A 19,285-nucleotide genomic window follows, 5' to 3' on the forward strand; every position below is an offset into this window, starting at 1 on the left:
GTGCCGCCGACCCGCTCAGTGGCATCTCTCGCACCCGTCACTGACGAGGGCTCGAGACGGCGACTGTCTCGACGCCGGTCACCTCTAGACGGAATCCGCCGTCGTCGCTCTCACTGACCGCCACGTCCCACCCGTGACTGCCCGCGACGTGGTCGACGATTGCGAGGCCGAGGCCGGTACCGGCGTCCGATGTGGTGTACCCGTAGTCGAAGACGGTTCCCCGTTCGTCCGGCGGGACGCCCGGCCCGTCGTCGGCGATACCGAACCCGCCGTCCGTCGCCGTCACGGTCACCGACACGTCGCGGGCCCCGTGTTCGACGCTGTTCCGGAACGCGTTCTCGAACAGTCGGAGGAGTTGGTCCCTGTCCGCGACGACCCTTCGGTCTGTCTCGACAGTTAGGCTCGCGTCTACGGTATCGACGGTTGCCCACGCCGTCTCCGCGACGTCCGACAGCGAGAGCGGTGAGGTGTCCAGCGCCGCGTCGTCGCGTGCGAGTGCCAACACCTCGTCGATGAGGTGTTCCATCCGTTGGTGTGCCCTGCGAAGTCTATCGAAGTGTTCTGTGTCGCCAGTCTCCTCGGCCAGCGAGACGCTCGCGCTGGCGACGTTCAGGGGATTCCTGAGGTCGTGGCTGACGACGCCCGCGAACTGGTCTAGCTGACTGTTCCGCCGTTCGAGTTCGCGCTGTCGGGCCTTCTGGTCGGTAATCTCGTGGACGAGGAACACTCGTCCGAGCAGTTGCCCCCGGTCGTCGTACAGCGGCGAGGCCTGGACGTCGAAGTAGCGCTCACTCTGTTCCATGACGCACTCGTGTTCGCTGCTATCGGTGAGTCGTCTGTACTGGTCGTAGAGGGACGGCCACGACGACAGCGCCGTCTCGACCGACGTGCCGACGACGGTATCGTCCTCGAGCAGGGCCATCGCCCTGTCGTTTGCCTCGATAATCGTCTCGTCAGTGTCGATGACGAAGACCCCGCTGTTGAGCGACTCGACGACGGCGCGGTGCGCGACCGGCGAGATATCCAGGAGGCCCGCCTTGACGACCGACCACGTCAACGCGACGCCGGTCACGGCGAACGCGACGGGCGTCGGGTCGAAACCGAGGCCGCCGAACAGGTAGAGGCCGTTGCCGAACCACGGCACGAAGATGGCGACGACCAACCCGTACACCTGTCGCTGTCTGAGCGAGTTCGAGGTCAGTGCGAACTCGATGATGAGCGCGCTGGCCACCGCGACGAGGAGGTACGAGTACGCGGCGTGTGCCCAGAACACGGGTCCCGACTGCAGTTCCCACCCGAGCATCGTCGTCGACGACGGGCCGACCACCGTATACAGTGGCCCAGTCGGGTCGAAAACAGAGAACCAGAACAGGACAACTGGCTCCACGGCCAGCGCCGCGTACGTCCAGCGGCCCAGATACCGGTCCCGTCCGGTGTACGTCAGCGCGAAGACGAACAGACCAGCCACGACGATGACGATACCGGCGTACCACGCACGGGACCAGACCAGCGCCCACCGCGTCCCGCGTGTCACGATGGCGGCGAACGCACAGGCACACCAGATGGACTGTCCGGCCAGTAGGACCGCCAACGGTGTCGCGCCGTCGTGGTGCTTCTGTTGCCAGACGAAGGCGGCGAGTGCCGCGACGAACACGCCAATCGCCAGCAGGGATATCGCGTAGACGACGTACAACGACACCATCTTTCGAGAACAATCCGGCCAGTATTATAGTCGTTTGGACGGTTCGAGGGATTTACCGGCCCCCTCGGCGTAGCCCCGCGTATGCCAGCCGAAAAGGCGGAATTCGACGACGTGCGGTCGTTCGAGTTGTACGAACCGGCGGACGTACTCGACCCGGAGCTACTGTACACCATTCCCGAAATCGCGCGCCTCTTGCAGGGCTTGCCCGCCGACGCGGAACTGAGCGACTTCAACGAGTCCGTCTTCATCGACTGGGCCATCCCGTGGATGATTTTCAACCAAGACGACCTCGTGTTCGCCGAACCGGAGGCCGACGACGTGGTCGGTCTGTACGGCCTCGCCGACGAATGAATCTGCTCGTCGCCGGGAGCGACCGGGTCGACGCCGGGAAGACGACGTTTTCGGTCGGCTTGCTTGCCCACACCGGCGCACGCGGGTTCAAGCCCCGAGCGGGCAACAACTACTGGTTCGACCACGACGACTACCAGTACGCCACCGAACAGGGGCGTCTGTTCGGGAAGGACGCGAAGCGACTCGCCGCGGCATCGACCGGCGACGTGCGCCCCGAGTCGATAAACCCGATTCACCGCCTGTGGCACCCATCAGCGGGTGCCGGGACCGGCATCCTCGGCCGCGAGGACCAGCAGTTCGTCGTCGACCGGGTGGGCGACTTGAACGGGGTCGGCGAGTTCGTCCGGAACGGGACCGTCGACCTGCCCGAGGGCCTGGTCGACCGCCTGCCGGTCGAGGACGCCCCGCGTGTCACCTCCCTCCCGGACTTCAACGACCTGATGGGCGTGATGCACGCCGACGCACTCGATTCGCTCGCCGAGGATATCGCGATGACCGAACGCGCGGTTGTAGAGTCCTACAGCGACGTGGCGCGACCGCTCGCGGGGTTCGAACCGGACGCCGTCGCCGTCGTCGAACCCGGCCGTGCCCGTTTCTACGACGGGGCGCGGTACACCAAAGCCTGCGAGATTGCGACCGGCGGGCCGAACGACGGCCAGTTAGAGGAACGGGTCGGGAAGGTCGTGGACCTCATCGACCGAACGAGCGCCGTCCGACTCCCGGCACTCGACGGTGAGACACGGGCCGACCCCGAGGCGGTCGCTGACGCGTACGCGCACGCCTACGATGCGCTGTTGGCGACAGCGTTCGACTAGAGGTTCGAGAACGCCTCGTCGACCAACTCGCCGGTGTCGGCGATAATGTCGGCCATCACCTCGTCGTCGGGGGCCATCCCCAGCAGGCGGGCGGCCCGCATGATGCTGATGTGGTACACCGTCTGGACGCCGGGTTCCTCCTGCCAGACGACCACGTTACAGGGGAACAGCGCGCCGATGCGATTGTCGGAGGCGTCCAACGCGCGGTCGGCCATGTTCGGGTTGCACGCGCCGAGGACGTAGTACGGGTCCCGGTTGGCACCGATTTTCTCGTTGAGCAACTCCGAGGGGGAGAACTCGGTGGCGATGCCGAACCCGGCGTCGGTGAACACCTCGCGGACGTGGTCGACAGCCTCCTCGTGGGTCATCTCCAGCGTGGCTCGCTCCTCGCCGATGTCCTCGCTATCGAGCGCAGTCGGGTCGATTGGCAGTGCCATATGCGAGACGACGGCCGATTCGAGTAAAGGTGTTTGGCCGAATCAGAAACGGGCGGCCTGCAACGCAAACTCGATGTCGCGGTACGGCGCGTCGGTGACGCTCGGACCGTGGCCGGTGTGCATCGCTTCGAGACCCTCGTCGACGGTGTCGAGGACGCGGTCGATACTCTCGACGAGCAGGTCTCGGTCGCCCTCTTCGAGGTCGGTCCGGCCGAAACTGCCGTTGGCGAAGACGAGGTCACCGGCGAAGAGGACGCTCTCGGCGGCCGAGTAAAAGCAGAGGTGGTCGTTCTTGTGGCCCGGCGTGTGGAGCGCGGTGTACTGCGAGTCACCGAGTTGAACCGTCTCCGAATCTGCGATGGCGTTGTCGACGCCGTCTTGGTCCGTATCGTGTCCCCAGACTTCGACGCCGAATTCCTCGACTACCGAATCGAGATTCCCGACGTGGTCGTAGTGGGTGTGCGTGAGGACGACGGCGTCGAGACCGTCGGCGTGAGTCCGGACTTTCTCGGTCACGTCGAACTCGTTGCCCACGTCCACGAGGACGGTCCGCGCGCCGTCGACCAGAAACACGTTACTCGTAAACGATTGGACGCCCTGCGCGAGGTTCCGAATCATGCCTGCGAGGTTCCCCGGGGAGCGGGATGTGTCTGTCGTTCTATCCCCGAATATCGCTGTCGATTACAGCACCCACAGGGCTATGTATGTGGATGCGAAAACGGGGATAGTAAGAACAGCATGTCTGAATCGGACCCGCCTGTCGTGCTTATCGTCGAAGATGAACCGGACGTCGCAGAGACGTACAAACTGTGGCTACAGGCAGAGTACGAGGTCCGTATGGCGCAGAACGGGGACGAAGGGCTGGACCTACTCGACGAGACGGTCGACGTAGTTCTCCTGGACCGGATGATGCCGGGACTCTCTGGGGACGAGGTGCTGACCCGCATCCGCGAACGTGACCTCGGGTGTCGGGTCGCCATGGTGACCGCCGTCGAACCGGACTTCGACATTCTCGAGATGGGGTTCGACGCGTACCTCTCGAAACCGATTCGCAGCGAGCAACTCCACAACACGGTGACGAACCTCCTGGAGCGGTCTGAGTACGACTCGCTCCTGCAGGCGTACTACGCGCTGGTCGAGAAGCAGGCGACGCTGGAAGCGACGAAGTCGACGGCGGAACTGGCCGAGAGCGAACAGTACGACGAACTCACGAAGGAGATACAGGAGATGCGCGAGGGGTTGTCCGACACGCTGGGGGGTATCGGGGACGACGACGACTTCATCGCGACGCTCCGTGGATTGAGCAATGGCGAAGAGAACTGAGGGGGCCGAAAGTATGTACGATCTCTCTACCGTCCTCGACTTCGACGCACTACAGTCAGTTCGCCCGGGGTCCAGCATCCTCATCTCTGGCCCCGCGATGAGCGGCAAGGAACGCCTCGCCTACGACGTACTTGCCGACGGCGCTCGTGACGGTGACGGGGCCGTCGTGGTGACCACCAGCGACCAGGCCAAGACCGTCGTCAGCGACTTCCGTGACCTCGTCCCCGAACTGGAAGAGTCCCAACTCGGCGTCATCGACTGCCGCGGCGAAGGCGGGACCGACAGCGGGTCCGTAGACGGAGCCTACGTCCATCAAGTGTCTTCGCCCGGCGACCTGACCGGCATCGGTATCGGCATCACGAAGGCGCTGGAGGGACTCCACAACTCCGGCCGGGAGCGGGGGCGACTCGCGCTCGTCTCGCTGTCGACGATGCTCACCTACACGGACAAGAAGACCGTGTTCAAATTCTGTCACGTCCTCTCCTCGCGACTCGACTCCGCCGGGTACATCGGCGTGTTCACTATCGATTCCAGCGCCCACGACGAACAGACGATTCAGGTCATCAAGCAGGCGTTCGACGGCCTCATCGAACTGCGCGACGTGGAAACCGGCGGCCGCGAAGCGCGGGTGCTGGGACTTTCGGGCGAACCGACGGCGTGGAAGCAATTGTAAGTCGGAGCTCTCGACCCCGTTCGGTGAAGGAAGAACTTTGAGGGTCGGGCGTTCCCATCCGGTATGGAAGTCACGCTGTTGGAGGCGACGGAGGACCCCGAGGACCTCGTCTGCAAAGCGGCGCGCAACGATTACAGCGCCGAGTTCGTCGGCGGGCAGTCGCTGGAAGCGACGATGGAAGACGTAGACGGCGATACCCTCGAAGAGAAGAAGGAAACGCTCATCGGTCACCTGCTGAAACACGGGCACTACGGCCCGTTCGAGCACCCGCAGATTACGTTCGCCGTCGAGGGCGTCTCCCGGTCGTGTATGGCCCAGATTACGCGCCACCGGCACGTCTCCTTCGACGTGCAATCGATGCGATACGTCTCGTTCGACGACGTGGACCCCGCCGACGTTCGCGAGGGCGAGATGGTCGTTGTCCCGCCGTCGGCCACCGACCCCGACTGGGTCGGCCGCAACCAGAAGACCGACGCCGTCGACGAGGAGACGGTCGGGGAACGCGCCGAGATTTTCCGAGACACTATCGAGAACGCGGTGCAGTCCTATCAGGACCTCTTGGACCTCGGAATGCCGCCCGAAGACGCCCGGTTCGTCCTCCCCATCGGGACGGAAGTGAACATGGTCATGTCGATGAACGCCCGGATGTTGATGCACGTCGCGGACATGCGCGCCGCGGCCGACGCCCAGTGGGAGATTCGGGAGTTGACCGAGGACTTACTCGACATCGCGGCCGAGTGGTGTCCGCTCACTTTCGACTACTACGAGTCCGAAATGAAGAATCGGAAGAATCGACTCGCTCCCTGACAGGTCGGCGCACTGACGGACAATATTGTCGATAGCCAGCCACACCGATGCCGTACAGCGTCTCTTTACGGGCAACATATTTCTACTAGTGGGTCCAACCGTGGACCAGTATGGGACCTGATACCAATCGGCGAACGTTCCTCAAGCGCACCGGCGCGCTCACCAGCCTCAGCCTCGTCGGGCTCTCAGGCTGTTCGACACAACCGAGCGACGGCGGCGACGGCGGAGATGGCGGTGGCGGCGACGGCGGAGATGGCGGTGGCGGCGAGACGCCGGACGTGCTGATGATCGTTGGGTACCCACAGAGCGGTGTCCAACTGTTCAAGGACTTCTACTCGGATTACGGCGACGACACCGTCGACATCCTCGTCACGGACGGGTTGCAGGACGGCAGTCTCCCCGGCGACGTGGGCAACGACATGTCCAACGTGCAGGGGACAGCGCCGTCCGCGGCCGGTCCGGGCGTCGATTTCTTCGGCGACCTGTTCCTGGAGGAGTTCGACTACGAGGAAGTGGGCGTGTTCACTTCCCAAGCCTACGACGCTTCGGCGGTCCAGATTCTCGCCAACCTGATGGCCGGGGAGAACGACGGCACGGCCATCCGCGACCACATGCGCGTCGTCGCCAACCCCGGCGGGACGGCCTACGGACCGTCGGAACTCCCCGAAGCGGCCGAAGCGGCCGCCGCCGGGGAGAACATCCAGTACGAAGGGGCCTCCAGCAACGTCAACTTCGACGAGGCTGGCGACATTACCTCCGCGCAGTATCAGGTGTTCGGCTTCTCCGAGGACGGCGTCGAGACGAGAGATACCGTCGATTTCGGTGGTTCCGGAGAGATTCCACAGCCAGAACCACAGGGGAGCGGCAGCGGCGCTGACCGGACGGTCCGACTCGGCATCCTGCAACCGGAGACCGGTGACCTCGGTCCGCTCGGCGTGGCGATTCGCGACGGCGCACTGCTGCCCGCGATTCAACTCCGCGACAGCATCGACCAGACCATCGAGACGCAGGTCGGTGACACCCAGTCGACGGCGCAGGCGGCCGTCAACGCCGCGAACTCGCTGGTAAGCGCCGGGTTCCCCTCGATTACGGGTCCCGCTGGCTCCGAAGCGACGATTCAGACCGCCCGGAACGTCTACGTCGACAATCAGGTCGTCGGGTGCTCGCCGTCGGCCACCTCGCCCGATATAACCGACGTGGACGACGACGACTTCCTGTTCCGGACGCCGCCGAGCGACGCGCTGCAGGGACAGGTGCTCGCACAGGTGGCGACCGAAGAACTCGGCGCGTCGACGGCGTCGACGCTGTACCTCAACAACAGCTACGGCCAAGCCCTCCAGGAGAGCTTCGTCACCGCGTTCGAAGATGTGGGCGGGAGCATCGTCCAACAGGTCGGCTTCGAGTCACAGCAGTCCTCGTACACCTCGCAACTCAACAGCGCGCTGAACCAGTAGTCCGAGAAATCCGCTTTTCGCTCGTCGCTATCCGCCGAGGAAGTCCTGTCTGACCTGCTGGTCGTGGAGGAGGGTGTCGCCGGTGTCCTGATACCGGTTCTGTCCCTGCACGAGGACGTAGCCCCGGTCACAGCGCCGCAGCGCCTCCTTCGCGTTCTGCTCGACCATCAGGACGGCCGTCCCGTCGTCGTTGATGCCGTCGATGCGGTCGAACATCTCTTCGACGAGGTCCGGGGCCAACCCCGCGGACGGTTCGTCGAGCAACAGGAGGTCCGGGTCGAGCATCAGCGCGCGGCCCATCGCCAGCATCTGCTGTTGGCCGCCCGAGAGCGTGCCCGCTTTCTGGGTCGAGCGCTCTTCGAGAATCGGGAACCGGTCGTAGACGGCGCGAATCTGGTCTTCGGGAACTTCGTCTAGGATGTACGCCCCCATCTCCAAGTTCTCGCGGACGCTCAGCGACCCGAACACGTTGTCGTTCTGGGGGACGAAGCCGATGCCCTCGTGGATGATTTGGTCGGGCCGCCGCTGGGCGATGTCCGTGCCGTCGAAGACCACCTCGCCGCCCATGTACGTCGTCAGACCGAAGACGGACTTCATCACCGTCGACTTGCCCGCGCCGTTCGGGCCGACGATGACGACGTACTCGCTCTCACCAACGTCCATGTCGACGCCGTCGAGCACTTGCAGGTCGCCGTACCCGGCGTCTAAGTCCCGTACCGCGAGCAGGCTCTCGGACGGGTCTCCCAACGTCACGTCGGCGGACCGCTGGGCCTGCTGGCTCATACGTCACCTCCGAGGTACGCCTCGAGAACGCGTTCGTCCGACTGAATCGTTGCCGCGTCCCCTTCCGCGAGGACGCTCCCCTGATGCATCACGATGATGTGTTCGCAGTGGTTCATGATGACGTCCATGTCGTGTTCGACCAGCAGGAAGGTCAGCCCCTGCTGGCGCAGTTCGTCGATGCGGTCCAGCAGTTTCTCCTCTAACGTTGGGTTGACCCCGGCCAGCGGTTCGTCAAGCAGGACCATCTCGGGGTCTGTCATCAGGACGCGAGCCATCTCCAGCAGTTTGCGCTGCCCTCCGGAGAGCGTCCCGGCGTTCTCGTGGGCGAGGTGGTCGATTTCGAAGAACTCCAGCGTCTCCCACGCGTCCTCGACGACGCCCATCTCGTCCTGCTGGACCTGTTCGCGCAGGCCCGGCACGACGGAGCGAATCGCCGACTCTCCCATCTGGCCGGGCGGCGCGAGCATCACGTTCTCCAAGACGGTCATCTCCGAGAGTTCGCGGGCGATTTGGAACGTGCGGACGAGGCCGCGTTCGGCCAGCGTGTAGGGCGCGAATCCGGTCACGTCCTGCCCGTCGAAGGTGACGGTCCCGGCGGTGGGTTCGTGGATACCCGTGATGCAGTTGAACGTCGTCGACTTTCCCGCCCCGTTCGGGCCGATGAGGCCCGTGAACGACCCCTGCTGGACCTTGAACGAGGCCCCGTCGATGGCGGTAACTCCACCGAACTCCTTCCGGAGGCCCTCGACTTCGAGTAGCGGTGATTCGACGGCCTCGCTCGTCGTCGGCACGTCGGACTCGGGCGTCTGTTCCGTCCCTGCAACCTCGGCTTCGGCGCTGGTGTTACTCATCGTCCGACCCCCCGTCAGCGGCGCGCGGCCGCGTCAAGTCGACGCTCGCGGCCGGTTCGTTCCGGTGGCCCATCAGGCCGTCCGGTTGGCGCTGGATGATGTAGATGAGCACGACGCCGATGAGGACGAACCGGAGCGTGCTGACGTTGCTCACCGTGTACGCGACGATGGGCGTCACGTCCAGCGACCCGAGCGCGGCGATGGCCTCGACGATGTTACCGGGCGAACTCGTCCCGAACGTCGGGAAGTACTCCCCGAGTCGTGCCGGGAGGTAGAACAACAGCGCCGCGAACGTGGCCGCGCCGAGGATGCTCCCCGTGTTGGACCCGGAGCCACCGAGGATGAGCGCGGCGAACACGTAGAACGTTATCGCCGGGCGAAACTGCGCGGGGCTGATGTAGCCCGCGCTCCCGCGGAACAAGACGCCCGCCAACCCCATCAGCGCACAGCCAATCATGAACGCCTTGATTTTGAACAGGCGGGTGTCCTTGCCCAGCGACTGCGTGACCTGTTCGTCCTCGCGGATGGCCTTCAAGACGCGACCGAAGGGCGAGTTGACGAGTCGGCTGAGAACCCAGTAGCTTCCGGCGACGACGACCAACAGACAGAGGCCGTAGACGATGTTGACGACGTTCGGTCCGGAGATGCCGACGCTCTCGGCGGCCGCGACCAGCGGTGCGCCGAGGCCGTTGACGAGGTTCGCCACGATGTCGTCGGGGGCTGGGAACGCGATACCCGTCGCCCCGCCGGTGCCGAACCGCTTTCCGAACAGTTCAACCTCGGCGACGCCGTTCCAGTTGACGAACAGCCGGATAATCTCCGAGAGGGCGACGGTGACGATTGCGAGGTAGTCCGCACGAAGGCGGAGGGCAGGGAGGGCGGCGATGCCCCCGACGATGGCGGCCATCACCATGCCGCCGAGTGCGCCGAGCCACAGGGGGAGGCCGAAGCCCGGAACGCCAGCGGACCCGGGGTCCGCGGGTGCCGTCAGAATCGCGGTGGTGTACGCGCCGACAGCCATGAACCCGGCGACGCCGATGTTGAACAGACCGGTGTACCCCCACTGGAGGTTCAGCGCCAGCGTCAGGATGGCGTACGCGCCGACGAGGACGGTCACGCTCCCGATGAATCCGGCGGCGAGGTTCGCTCCCTGCTCACCGCCGACGCTGAACGCGAAGGCGGCGAGAAGCACCCAGATACCGAGGATGAACAACCCGACGAGCGCGGCGTCGGGGAGTTCGTCCACCCGCGTCCGAACGTCGTCCATCGCGCTCATGCCGTCGTCACCCCCCCGAAGATGCCGGACGGGCGGAGCAACAGGACGACGATGAGCACCACGAACACCGCGGCGCGAGTCAGTCCCGACGGCAACCAGATGAGGGCGAGGCTGTCGACCAGTCCGATGAGGACGCCGCCCGCCATCGCGCCGTAGATAGAGCCGATGCCGCCGACGATAACCGCGGCGAAGATGAGCAAGAGGAGAATCCAGCCGAAGTTAAACGAGATAGTGCCGCTTTCGAGAACGAGGAGATAGCCGCTGACACCTGCGAGCGCGCCCCCGAGAATCCACGTCAGGCGGATGACGCGCTCGGTGGGAATCCCCGTGACGCGCGCTAAGTCTTCGTTGTCGGCCATCGCCCGCATCGCCTTGCCCAGTTTCGTCCGCTGGAGCAGGACGTGGACGGCGAGCATGAGGACGACGGAGACGACCAGCAGCGTCAGTTCGTTGTCGGTGATGGCGACGCCCGCGGCCAACTGCAGGCGCGCGCCGCTTGAGGCGACGCCGCTGGTTTGGGTCCCGAAGACGAACGCGACGAGATAGCGAAGCGCCAGCGCGACGCCGATAGAGGCGATGAGCAAGGAGATGTTGCCCGAGTCCCGCATCGGGCGGTAGGTGAATCGGTCGACGAGGAAGACGACGCCGACGGTGCCGACGCCCGCCACGATAAGTCCGAGGAGGACGGGGCCGAACGTCGAGACGAGGCTCAGTTGCGGGCCGCCGTTGAACAGGAACAGGTCCGCGATGGGGGCGGTGCCGAGACCAGCGACGACGTAGGCGGCCACCCATCCGAGGAACGCGCCGACGGTGACGGTGTCACCGTGTGCGAAGTTGGCGAAGTCGAGGATGCTGTACGTCATCGAGAGACCGATACCCGCGAGGCCGACGGCGAGGCCGACGAGGATTCCGTCTAAGACCATCGACGCCAGCGACCCGACGGTCAGTGACCCGCCTATCATTCGGAAGCCAAACGCGTACACGGTGGTCCCTATCAGTTTCGTCGCGAGGTCGGCTACAAGATACACGAGAACGACGGCGACGACACCGGTTCCGGGCCGTTCGACCGCGAACCGTCGACCGTCGGAGACTGTTTCGGCGATACCCATGCTTGGGGTTGCTTCGACGCTGGAACGTAAATAACTCTCCGATGGTTTTCGCGTCGAATCGCTGGCAAGAACGCCGGAGACCGGCGTCGTGTGCGACAGGTTAACTGTCGGGCGCGTGAAGTCGAACGTATGGGCGCACTCGAGAAGGGACCGAGCGACGACCCGGCCGGTGACGAGCGAGCGGATTACGACTACCAGACCGGAACCGTCGCCCGTCCCGCACTCGTCGCGGACATCGCCGACAGCATCGACGGCGACGTACGGTTCGACGACTACTCCCGGCAGTTGTACGCCACCGACGCCAGTGCCTACGAGGTGACGCCGATTGGCGTCGTCTTTCCGGAGTCGACTTCGGACGTTGCGGCCGTGGTCGACTACTGTGCACGGCGGGAGATTCCGGTCCTGCCGCGCGGCGGCGGGACGAGTCTCGCTGGGCAGACGGTCAACGAGGCCGTCGTACTCGATTTCTCGAAGCGGATGGACGCGCTCCTGTCGGTCGACCCGGACGCTGCACTGGCGACTGCGCAGGTGGGCACTACGCTCGGCGACTTGAACGCCGAACTCGCACCGCACGGCCTGAAGTTCGCGCCGGACCCCGCGTGGGGCGACAAATCCGCGCTCGGCGGCGCAATCGGCAACAACTCCACCGGCGCGCACTCCCTCCAGTACGGCAAGACCGACCACTACGTCGAGGAGTGCGAAGTCGTCCTCGCTGACGGCACGGTGACGACGTTCGGCGAGGTATCGGTCGAGACACTCCGCGACGAAGGCGACCCCGACGGCACCCTCGAAGCGCGTATCTACGACGCCGTCGCCCGGGTCGTCGACGACGAACACGACGCCGTCGAATCGGCGTTCCCGGACCTCAAACGGAACGTCTCCGGCTACAACCTCGACCGCCTCGTCGCGGAGGCCGACGGCGAGTACGGCGAGGCGGGGACGGTCAATCTCGCCCGACTGCTCGCGGGCAGCGAGGGGACGCTGGCCGTCGTCACCGAGGCCACCGTCTCGCTCGAACCGATACCGGAGACGAAGGCGCTGGCCCTCCTCACCTACGACGACCTCGTCGCGGCGATGGAGGACGTGGCCCCGATTCTGGAACACGACCCCGCTGCCGTCGAGGTGTTGGACGACGTGCTGTTGGACCTCGCGGGGGACACCGAGGAGTTCGGCGAGTTGGTCGACGAAATCGTCCCCGAGGGGACCGGCGCGGTGTTGCTCGTGGAGTTCTACGCCGAGAACGACCCGCAGGGAAAACAGAAGGTGGCGGACTTGCTGGCCGACCGAGTCGCCGACGTGACGACGACGGGGGTCCCACAGGCGGACGCGGAGGGACTGACCGACGCTCCGCGGCGTGCCTTCCACGGCATGGAGGCCCACGACGAGGACAAGCGTGCGCGCTTCTGGAAGCTCCGGAAGTCCGGCCTGCCGATTCTGCTCGGCCGGACCAGCGACGCGAAACACATCAGTTTCATCGAGGACGCCGCCGTCCCGCCCGAGAACCTCCCGGAGTACGTCGAGGACTTCCAGGAGGTGCTGGACGACGCGGGGACCTTCGCCTCCTTCTACGCCCACGCCGGGCCGGGGTGTCTCCACATCCGTCCGCTCGTGAACACGAAGACTGTCGACGGCGTCGAGCAGATGGCGGCCATCGCCGACGGCGCGACGGACCTCGTCACGAAGTACGGCGGGAGCGTCTCGGGAGAACACGGTGACGGGCGCGCACGCACGCAGTGGAATCACAAACTGTACGGTGACGAGGTCTGGGGCGTCTTTCAGGACCTGAAGACGGCGTTCGACCCCGATTGGCTCCTCAACCCCGGGCAGGTCGTCGGCGTCGACGAGGCGACCATAGCGGCCGGTGAAGCCCCGCTGCGGGCGCGCACCGTCGACATGACCGAGAATCTGCGGTTCTCGCCGGAGTACGACTTCGAGTACGACTTCGAACCCGAACTCTCGTGGGACAACGAGAACGGGATGCAGGGGATGGTCGAACTCTGTCACGGGTGTGGCGGATGTCGCGGCCCGCAGGAGACGACCGGCGGCGTGATGTGTCCGACCTATCGAGCGGCCGACGAGGAGATTACCGCCACGCGGGGCCGGGCGAACATGCTCCGGCAGGCGATGAGCGGTGACCTGCCGGAGGACCCGACGGACGACGAGTTCGTCTCAGAGGTGATGGACCTCTGTATCGGCTGTAAGGGGTGTGCGAAGGACTGCCCGAGCGAAGTCGACATGGCGAAACTGAAGACGGAAGTCGAGCACGCCCACCATCAGGAACACGGGGCAAGCCTCCGCGACAAGGTTTTCGCCAACGTCGAGACGCTGAGTCGGGTCGGAAGCGCTCTCGCGCCCGTCTCGAACTTGGCCCAGAAGCTCCCGGGGAGCGACTACGTCACCGAAACGGTGCTCGGCATCGCCCGCGAGCGGGACCTCCCGACGTTCCGGCGGGAATCCTTCGTCGACTGGTGGGCTGACCGCGGACCGCAGGTCCCCGAAGCGGCGGCCGAGCGCCGCGCCCTGCTGTTCCCCGACACCTACAACAACTACAGCCACCCCGCGGTGCTGAAAGCCGCCGTCGCCGTCCTCGAAGCGGCGGGGGTGCACGTCGCCGTTCCCGACGACGTGACCGCGTCGGGCCGGGCAGCACACTCGAAGGGGTTCATCGAGACGGCCCGCGAGCGCGCGGCGACAAACGTCGGAGCCCTCGAACGGTCTGTCCGGGACGGCTGGGACGTGGTCGTCGTCGAACCGTCCGACGCCGTGATGTTCCAGTCGGATTACCTCGACGTGTTGGGCCACGACCACGACGCGGCGACCACCGTCGCGGCTAACACATTCGGCGTCTGCGAGTACCTCGACCGGTTCGCGCTGGACGCGAGCGTCGACTGGAACGGGGCCGCCGACTCGCTGACCTACCACGGCCACTGCCACCAAAAGGCGACGAAGAAAGACCACCACGCCGTCGGCGTCCTCCGCCGCGCTGGCTACGAAGTCGACCCGCTGGACTCCGGGTGTTGCGGGATGGCCGGAAGCTTCGGCTACGAGCGCGAGCACTACTCGATGAGCAAGGCCATCGCGAGAATCCTCTACGACCAAGTCGACGAGAGCGACGGCGACACCGTGGTCGCGCCCGGTGCATCCTGTCGAACCCAGTTGGGCGACCGACCAGGCGCCGAAGAACCGCCACATCCCATCGAAAAACTCGCAGACGCCGTCGGCCCGGCGACGCGGTAAGTCGCCCTATTCATAGCGCTTTTATGCTGTCCTTGGGTCATATGACGTAGATGTTCCGCCCGGTCGTCGGCGTCCTCGCCGTCGTCTTGCTGGTCGCACCCGCCGTGAGTCCGGCCGCGGCCGTGACCGACACGGCCAGCCTCCAGACGCCCGATGGGTTCGAAGAGACGACGTTCCGCGTCACGGTGTACGCGAACGGCTCTGCGACGTGGGCCATCGAGCACCAGACGCCCCTCCGAAACGAGTCCGAAGAACAGCAGTTCCAGGCCTTCGCCGATTCGTTCGAGCGGAACGAGACGGACCTCTACACGAACTTCGTCGAACAGGCGGGTCTGCTGACCCAGTACGGGACTAACACGACGGGCCGGGAGATGTCGGCCCGGAACTTCCAGCGCACCGCGACGACGAATCCGGTCCAGAACACGGGGACCGTCCGGATGTCGTTCCTCTGGGAGGGGTTCGCCACCACGCGCGGCGACCGCGTCGTCGTCAGCGACGTGTTCGAGGGCGGCTTCTACATCGGCCCGGACCAGTCGTTCGTCGTCGAGCGCGGACCGACGCTCGCGTTCGTTCAGGCCCAACCACCGCCGGACTCGCGGAGTCGCCCGGACTCGTTGGCCCGCAGCGAGAGCGTCAGTTGGGTCGGCGAAACGTCGTTCGCGGACCGGCGGCCCTACGTCGAACTCGGCCCCCGGTCGGCCGTCGTCCCCGACACGCCCACCGAGGGCGCGCCGCCGACAGCGCAGGCGACGACACAGACCGACGTCGCGGCCGGTCCCGACGACGATACCAGCGGCGTCCTCTGGCAGATACTCGTTGGCGCGCTCGTCCTCGCTCTCGGCGTCGTCGTCGCGGCTATCTGGCGATCCGGCGTCGCCGCGACGGCCATCCACGGCGGAACGACCGGCGGCGGTAGCGCGGCACAGACGCCAGAACCGGACAGCGACCCCAACGGAGGCGTCGCCCGAGAGGCCGACCCAGCGGTCTCCGACGAGGAACTGCTGAGCGACAACGACCGCGTCATCCAACTCTTGGAGGAGAACGGCGGGCGGATGAAGCAGGTCGACATCGTCGACACCACCGGGTGGTCGAAGTCGAAGGTCAGCATGCTCCTCTCGGAGATGGAAGACGACGGCGAGATAAGCAAACTCCGCGTCGGCCGAGAGAACATCATCAGCATCGCCGGACAGGAACCCGACGCCGCCGGGTCGCCGTTCGAAGAGGAGTGAGAAACCCCCACAGGGCGGGGCTGAAGCGCAATCATTATACGTATCTCTCGTCTTGACGTAACTGTACGCTCTGTTGGTGTAGTCCGGCCAATCATATCACCCTCTCACGGTGATGACCAGGGTTCGAATCCCTGACGGAGCACTCCCACTTTCCTTCCGCTGTTCGACGCACGACCCGCTGGTCCGTGGTCCCCGTTCGCTCACCGGAGGACTTTCACCGTCGCGCGCTTTGCCGTCGGTATGTCGATGCACGTCCTCCCGACGCTCGCGACAATCGTTGCACTCCTCTGTTGTAGCGCGTTCTTCTCCAGTAGCGAGATGGCGGTCTTTGCCGTCTCTCGCGAGTGGGTCGCGACGGCGGCAGCGACAGACCCGCGGGCGGCGGCCCTGTCGGACGTGCTGTCGAATCCGCACCGGTTACTCGTCACGGTGCTGGTCGGTAACAACGTCGTCAACATCGCGATGTCGAGCCTCCTGACGACACTGCTCGTCGATCGGTTCGACCCCAGCGTCGCCGTCGTAGTGACCACCGCCGTCGCCAGCACCGTCGTCCTCGTCTGCGGGGAGATACTTCCGAAGTCCTACGGCTTGGGGCACGCCCAGTCGTACTCGCTGCGCGTGGTCAAACCGCTTCGGTACGTCGAACTCCTCCTCTACCCCATCGTCGCCGTGTTCGACACGCTCACGCGGACCGTCTCCGCGCGTATCGGTGGCATCCAGCAACTCGAACAACCGTACGAAAACGACGAAACACCGGTCGGGGCGACAGAGCGGACCGGACCGCAGAACAAGTAATCGGCAGACAGTCCGCGAGAGCGCGCGTTACTCCCCGTCCCACTCGGCGCGGCAGTCCTCGTCGCAGAAGTGGGCCGTCTGGACGCTATCGTCCGCTATCCACGTGATGACCCGATGTGTAACCTCGTTGGCGATGGGTGCGCCACATACCTCGCAGTTCGGTGCGTCCTCCTCGTCGATATCCTCGTGGTGATCTGAAGTGGGGTCGACCATCTTGTTTGAGCGTCGGAGTCACCATACTTAATCCCACATAATCGCCGCTGGCCCGAGACAGTGTATCTATCTGTCCCGAGTGACACTTTCGCCGGGCGTCGTCGTCGCCCCCGTCGAGAGGACGACACCGGCGTTGAGACTCGTGTTGATGGCCGTCCGGACGCCGTCGCCCGCGACGATGCCGAACTTCCGTCGGCCCGTCGAGACGCGGTCCCCCTTCACGGTCATCTTCACCGGCGCGCCGTCGTGGCGGAGATTCGCGACTTGCGTGCCCGCGCCGAGGTTCACGTCCGTACTCAGGACGCTGTCGCCGAGGTACGAGACGTGCGGAACGTTCGAGTCGGCCATCACGACGCTGTTCTTCACTTCGACGCCGTGGCCGACGTGCGAATCCTCACCGAGCATCGTCGCGCCGCGGACGTACGCGTTCGGACCGACGTGCGCGCCCGACCGGAGGAGCGCCGGGCCTTCGACGACGACGCCGGGTTCCACGACCGCCCCGTCCTCGACGACGACGGTTCCCCGAAGGTCGGCGTCGCCCCTCACGTCGCCGTCGATGCGCCGGTCCATCTCGGCGAGTTTCCACTCGTTCGCTTCGAGCAGTTCCCACGGGCGGCCCACGTCCAACCACCGGTCCACCTCGACGGCGGTGACGGTTCGCTCCTCGATGACCCGGGCGACCACGTCGGTAATCTCTCGCTCGCCGCGGTCGCTCAACGGGACTTCCAGCCACTCGCTCGCTTCCTCGGGGAAGACGTACGCGCCAGCGTTGGCGAGTTCGGTCGGCGGGTCCGCGGGTTTCTCGACGATTTCCGTCACGATGTCGCCGTCCGTCGAGAGGACGCCGTAGTTCGACGGGTCGGGGACGCGGTAGGCGGCGACGGAGGGCGCGGCGTCAAACAGCGCCGAGAGACTCGACGCGTCGTAGAGGTTATCGCCGTTCAGCACCGCGAAGGGGCCGTCGAGATGCTCGCGCGCCGCGTCGACGGCGTCGGCCGTCCCGAGTTGCTCCTCCTGCACCGCGAACGACACGGGGACGCCGCGATACTCCTCGCCGAAGTACGCGCGGACGGCGTCGGCCTCGTACCCGACGACGAAAATCAGTTCGTCGGCCCCTGCGGAGATGGCTGTATCGGCCGTATGGGCGACGAGCGGACGGTCGGCCACCGGGAGCATCGGTTTCGGCGTGTTCGCCGTGAGCGGTCGCATCCGGGTGCCTTCGCCCGCCGTCAGAAGGACTGCTTGCATGGCGTATCGGTCTCGCGGCCCGGAAAAATAGTTGACGGCGAGACACGTGAGAACACACAGCACGAAATCAGTCCGAGTGCCGACACAGCGCTGGCCAGTAATGTGAGGATACCCGGTTTGTGGGTTCGAACGCCCACATTTCGGCCGGTTCGTGAACCGAGAAAGCGCCCGACTCCACCGGAGTAAGCCCACCGACAGACGGTAACGGGACGCCGTGAACGGTTGAACGTTCGCGGTCCTTCTTGGCCCACGCCGTCGAAGCGACGAACGCCCTCACAGCACCGCTGTAGGAGCGTGATACCGATGACGGATTCGACTGCCGGAGACGAGCGTGAACTGACGCGACGTGACGTCTTGGCTCGTGGCGTCGGCATCGGCGGCGCACTTGCCGTCGCTGGACCGATATTGAGCGAACGGGCCGCCGCACAGACCGACCGCCCCCCTGCACAGAACGAGCAAGCCGCCGTCGGCTACTACAACACGAACCGCTACCCCGGCGGGCCGAAGTCTCAACCCTGGCAGTTCGGCTACTCGACCGGACTCACGCCCAGATTCACCTGCGACGACCCGAACCAGGCGATCGACGTGGTCTGTTTCAGCATCCGCTACTGCGACGGCACGCGGGCGACGTGCTGCGTTCCGGAGAGCTACGTCACGTCGATAGACCGCGAGGCGTGGTACGCGTTCGAGTCGACGACCGAAGCCTGCGGGACGAACCGAAACAGGCTCAGGGTCCGGTTCGCGCCGACCACCGACTGTCGGGAGACCGAGACGCCGACTGACGACTGGACTCCGACCGACGACGGCACCCCGGACGACAACGGCACTCCCGACGATGCCCCGGACCGCACCGGAACGCCGAACGGGACCAACACGCCAAGCGACACCAGAACGCCGAACGGGACTGTGACACCAGACACCGACAGGACTCCCGATAACTGACTGCGACACACCCCCGCACAGCAGTCGCTCACGAACTTGC

19 protein-coding genes and 1 tRNA gene are annotated in these 19,285 nt (G+C 65.5%); 11 read left to right on the top strand and 9 right to left on the bottom strand.

All coding sequences use genetic code 11. The features are described 5' to 3' along the window. Window positions 1–37: 37 nt before the first annotated feature. On the bottom strand, window positions 38–1,702 hold the full coding sequence (locus tag NJQ44_RS09910) for a histidine kinase N-terminal 7TM domain-containing protein (protein WP_254271188.1): 1,665 nt from the start codon (window positions 1,700–1,702) through the stop codon (window positions 38–40). An 81-nt stretch (window positions 1,703–1,783) separates the two neighbouring features. Here NJQ44_RS09910 and NJQ44_RS09915 point away from each other — a divergent pair, with 81 nt between their 5' ends. Both NJQ44_RS09915 and NJQ44_RS09920 read left to right on the top strand, forming a co-directional pair. Continuing rightward, window positions 1,784–2,053 (top strand): DUF5827 family protein, encoded by a 270-nt coding sequence (locus NJQ44_RS09915; protein ID WP_254271189.1) that lies wholly within the window; start codon window positions 1,784–1,786, stop codon window positions 2,051–2,053. Next, the gene (locus NJQ44_RS09920) at window positions 2,050–2,868 is read left to right on the top strand and encodes an ATPase (protein ID WP_254271190.1); all 819 of its coding nucleotides are present in this window, start codon (window positions 2,050–2,052) and stop codon (window positions 2,866–2,868) included. Before NJQ44_RS09915 ends, NJQ44_RS09920 begins: the two co-directional genes overlap by 4 nt. On the opposite strand, the gene NJQ44_RS09925 is transcribed toward NJQ44_RS09920, so the two are convergent. Together NJQ44_RS09925 and NJQ44_RS09930 are read right to left on the bottom strand one after the other, a co-directional pair. Beyond that, complete coding sequence (locus NJQ44_RS09925; RefSeq protein WP_254271191.1) at window positions 2,865–3,305, bottom strand: DUF302 domain-containing protein; 441 nt, start codon at window positions 3,303–3,305, stop codon at window positions 2,865–2,867. The two genes, NJQ44_RS09920 and NJQ44_RS09925, sit on opposite strands and share 4 nt — an antisense overlap. Window positions 3,306–3,347: 42 nt before the next feature. Further along, window positions 3,348–3,923, bottom strand: a complete 576-nt coding sequence (locus NJQ44_RS09930) for an MBL fold metallo-hydrolase (RefSeq protein WP_254271192.1) — start codon at window positions 3,921–3,923, stop codon at window positions 3,348–3,350. A 120-nt stretch (window positions 3,924–4,043) separates the two neighbouring features. Here NJQ44_RS09930 and NJQ44_RS09935 point away from each other — a divergent pair, with 120 nt between their 5' ends. The 4 genes from NJQ44_RS09935 to NJQ44_RS09950 all read left to right on the top strand — a co-directional run bounded on the left by NJQ44_RS09935 (window position 4,044) and on the right by NJQ44_RS09950 (window position 7,562). Continuing rightward, window positions 4,044–4,628, top strand: coding sequence for a response regulator transcription factor (locus NJQ44_RS09935; RefSeq protein WP_254271193.1), 585 nt, complete (start codon window positions 4,044–4,046; stop codon window positions 4,626–4,628). Between the two features lie 13 nt (window positions 4,629–4,641). Next, window positions 4,642–5,301, top strand: a complete 660-nt coding sequence (locus tag NJQ44_RS09940) for an RAD55 family ATPase (RefSeq protein WP_254271194.1) — start codon at window positions 4,642–4,644, stop codon at window positions 5,299–5,301. Between the two features lie 63 nt (window positions 5,302–5,364). Continuing rightward, the gene (thyX, locus tag NJQ44_RS09945; RefSeq protein ID WP_254271195.1) at window positions 5,365–6,108 is read left to right on the top strand and encodes an FAD-dependent thymidylate synthase; all 744 of its coding nucleotides are present in this window, start codon (window positions 5,365–5,367) and stop codon (window positions 6,106–6,108) included. A 110-nt stretch (window positions 6,109–6,218) separates the two neighbouring features. Continuing rightward, the gene (locus tag NJQ44_RS09950) at window positions 6,219–7,562 is read left to right on the top strand and encodes an ABC transporter substrate-binding protein (protein WP_254271196.1); all 1,344 of its coding nucleotides are present in this window, start codon (window positions 6,219–6,221) and stop codon (window positions 7,560–7,562) included. 27 nt (window positions 7,563–7,589) lie between these two features. Here the strand turns inward: NJQ44_RS09950 and NJQ44_RS09955 are convergent, their stop codons facing one another. Genes NJQ44_RS09955 through NJQ44_RS09970 form a run of 4 tightly spaced genes read right to left on the bottom strand, consistent with a single transcriptional unit; the run spans window position 7,590 to window position 11,581 of the window. Next, on the bottom strand, window positions 7,590–8,345 hold the full coding sequence (locus NJQ44_RS09955) for an ABC transporter ATP-binding protein (protein WP_254271197.1): 756 nt from the start codon (window positions 8,343–8,345) through the stop codon (window positions 7,590–7,592). Further along, the gene (locus NJQ44_RS09960) at window positions 8,342–9,196 is read right to left on the bottom strand and encodes an ABC transporter ATP-binding protein (protein WP_254271198.1); all 855 of its coding nucleotides are present in this window, start codon (window positions 9,194–9,196) and stop codon (window positions 8,342–8,344) included. The genes NJQ44_RS09955 and NJQ44_RS09960 overlap by 4 nt, the downstream gene beginning before the upstream one ends. After that, a complete protein-coding gene (locus NJQ44_RS09965; RefSeq protein WP_254271199.1) occupies window positions 9,189–10,472 on the bottom strand; it encodes a branched-chain amino acid ABC transporter permease in 1,284 nt (427 codons plus the stop codon). The genes NJQ44_RS09960 and NJQ44_RS09965 overlap by 8 nt, the downstream gene beginning before the upstream one ends. Next, window positions 10,469–11,581 (bottom strand): branched-chain amino acid ABC transporter permease, encoded by a 1,113-nt coding sequence (locus NJQ44_RS09970; protein WP_254271200.1) that lies wholly within the window; start codon window positions 11,579–11,581, stop codon window positions 10,469–10,471. The genes NJQ44_RS09965 and NJQ44_RS09970 overlap by 4 nt, the downstream gene beginning before the upstream one ends. A gap of 129 nt (window positions 11,582–11,710) precedes the next feature. Between NJQ44_RS09970 and NJQ44_RS09975 the strand changes: the two genes are divergently transcribed. The 4 genes from NJQ44_RS09975 to NJQ44_RS09990 all read left to right on the top strand — a co-directional run bounded on the left by NJQ44_RS09975 (window position 11,711) and on the right by NJQ44_RS09990 (window position 16,842). Beyond that, window positions 11,711–14,818: an FAD-binding and (Fe-S)-binding domain-containing protein gene (locus NJQ44_RS09975; RefSeq protein WP_254271201.1), complete on the top strand. Its 3,108-nt coding sequence runs from the start codon at window positions 11,711–11,713 to the stop codon at window positions 14,816–14,818. 50 nt (window positions 14,819–14,868) lie between these two features. After that, a complete protein-coding gene (locus NJQ44_RS09980) occupies window positions 14,869–16,047 on the top strand; it encodes a helix-turn-helix transcriptional regulator (RefSeq protein ID WP_254271202.1) in 1,179 nt (392 codons plus the stop codon). Between the two features lie 67 nt (window positions 16,048–16,114). Next, a tRNA-Glu gene (locus tag NJQ44_RS09985) sits at window positions 16,115–16,189 on the top strand. Between the two features lie 98 nt (window positions 16,190–16,287). Beyond that, entirely contained in the window at window positions 16,288–16,842 is a 555-nt protein-coding gene (locus NJQ44_RS09990; RefSeq protein WP_254271203.1) for a DUF21 domain-containing protein, read from the top strand. Between the two features lie 27 nt (window positions 16,843–16,869). Here NJQ44_RS09990 and NJQ44_RS09995 read toward each other — a convergent pair whose 3' ends face one another. Both NJQ44_RS09995 and glmU read right to left on the bottom strand, forming a co-directional pair. After that, window positions 16,870–17,055, bottom strand: a complete 186-nt coding sequence (locus NJQ44_RS09995) for a DUF7576 family protein (protein ID WP_254271204.1) — start codon at window positions 17,053–17,055, stop codon at window positions 16,870–16,872. Between the two features lie 66 nt (window positions 17,056–17,121). Continuing rightward, window positions 17,122–18,303 carry a bifunctional sugar-1-phosphate nucleotidylyltransferase/acetyltransferase gene (gene glmU, locus NJQ44_RS10000; RefSeq protein WP_254271205.1) on the bottom strand — a complete coding sequence of 394 codons (1,182 nt, stop codon included), beginning with the start codon at window positions 18,301–18,303 and terminating at the stop codon, window positions 17,122–17,124. A gap of 303 nt (window positions 18,304–18,606) precedes the next feature. On the opposite strand from glmU, the gene NJQ44_RS10005 reads away from it, so the two are divergent. After that, window positions 18,607–19,245, top strand: a complete 639-nt coding sequence (locus NJQ44_RS10005; RefSeq protein WP_254271206.1) for a hypothetical protein — start codon at window positions 18,607–18,609, stop codon at window positions 19,243–19,245. The last annotated feature ends 40 nt before the right edge of the window (window positions 19,246–19,285 follow it).

It is taken from the genome of Haloarcula marina (genome assembly GCF_024218775.1).
Classification (GTDB): domain Archaea; phylum Halobacteriota; class Halobacteria; order Halobacteriales; family Haloarculaceae; genus Haloarcula; species Haloarcula marina.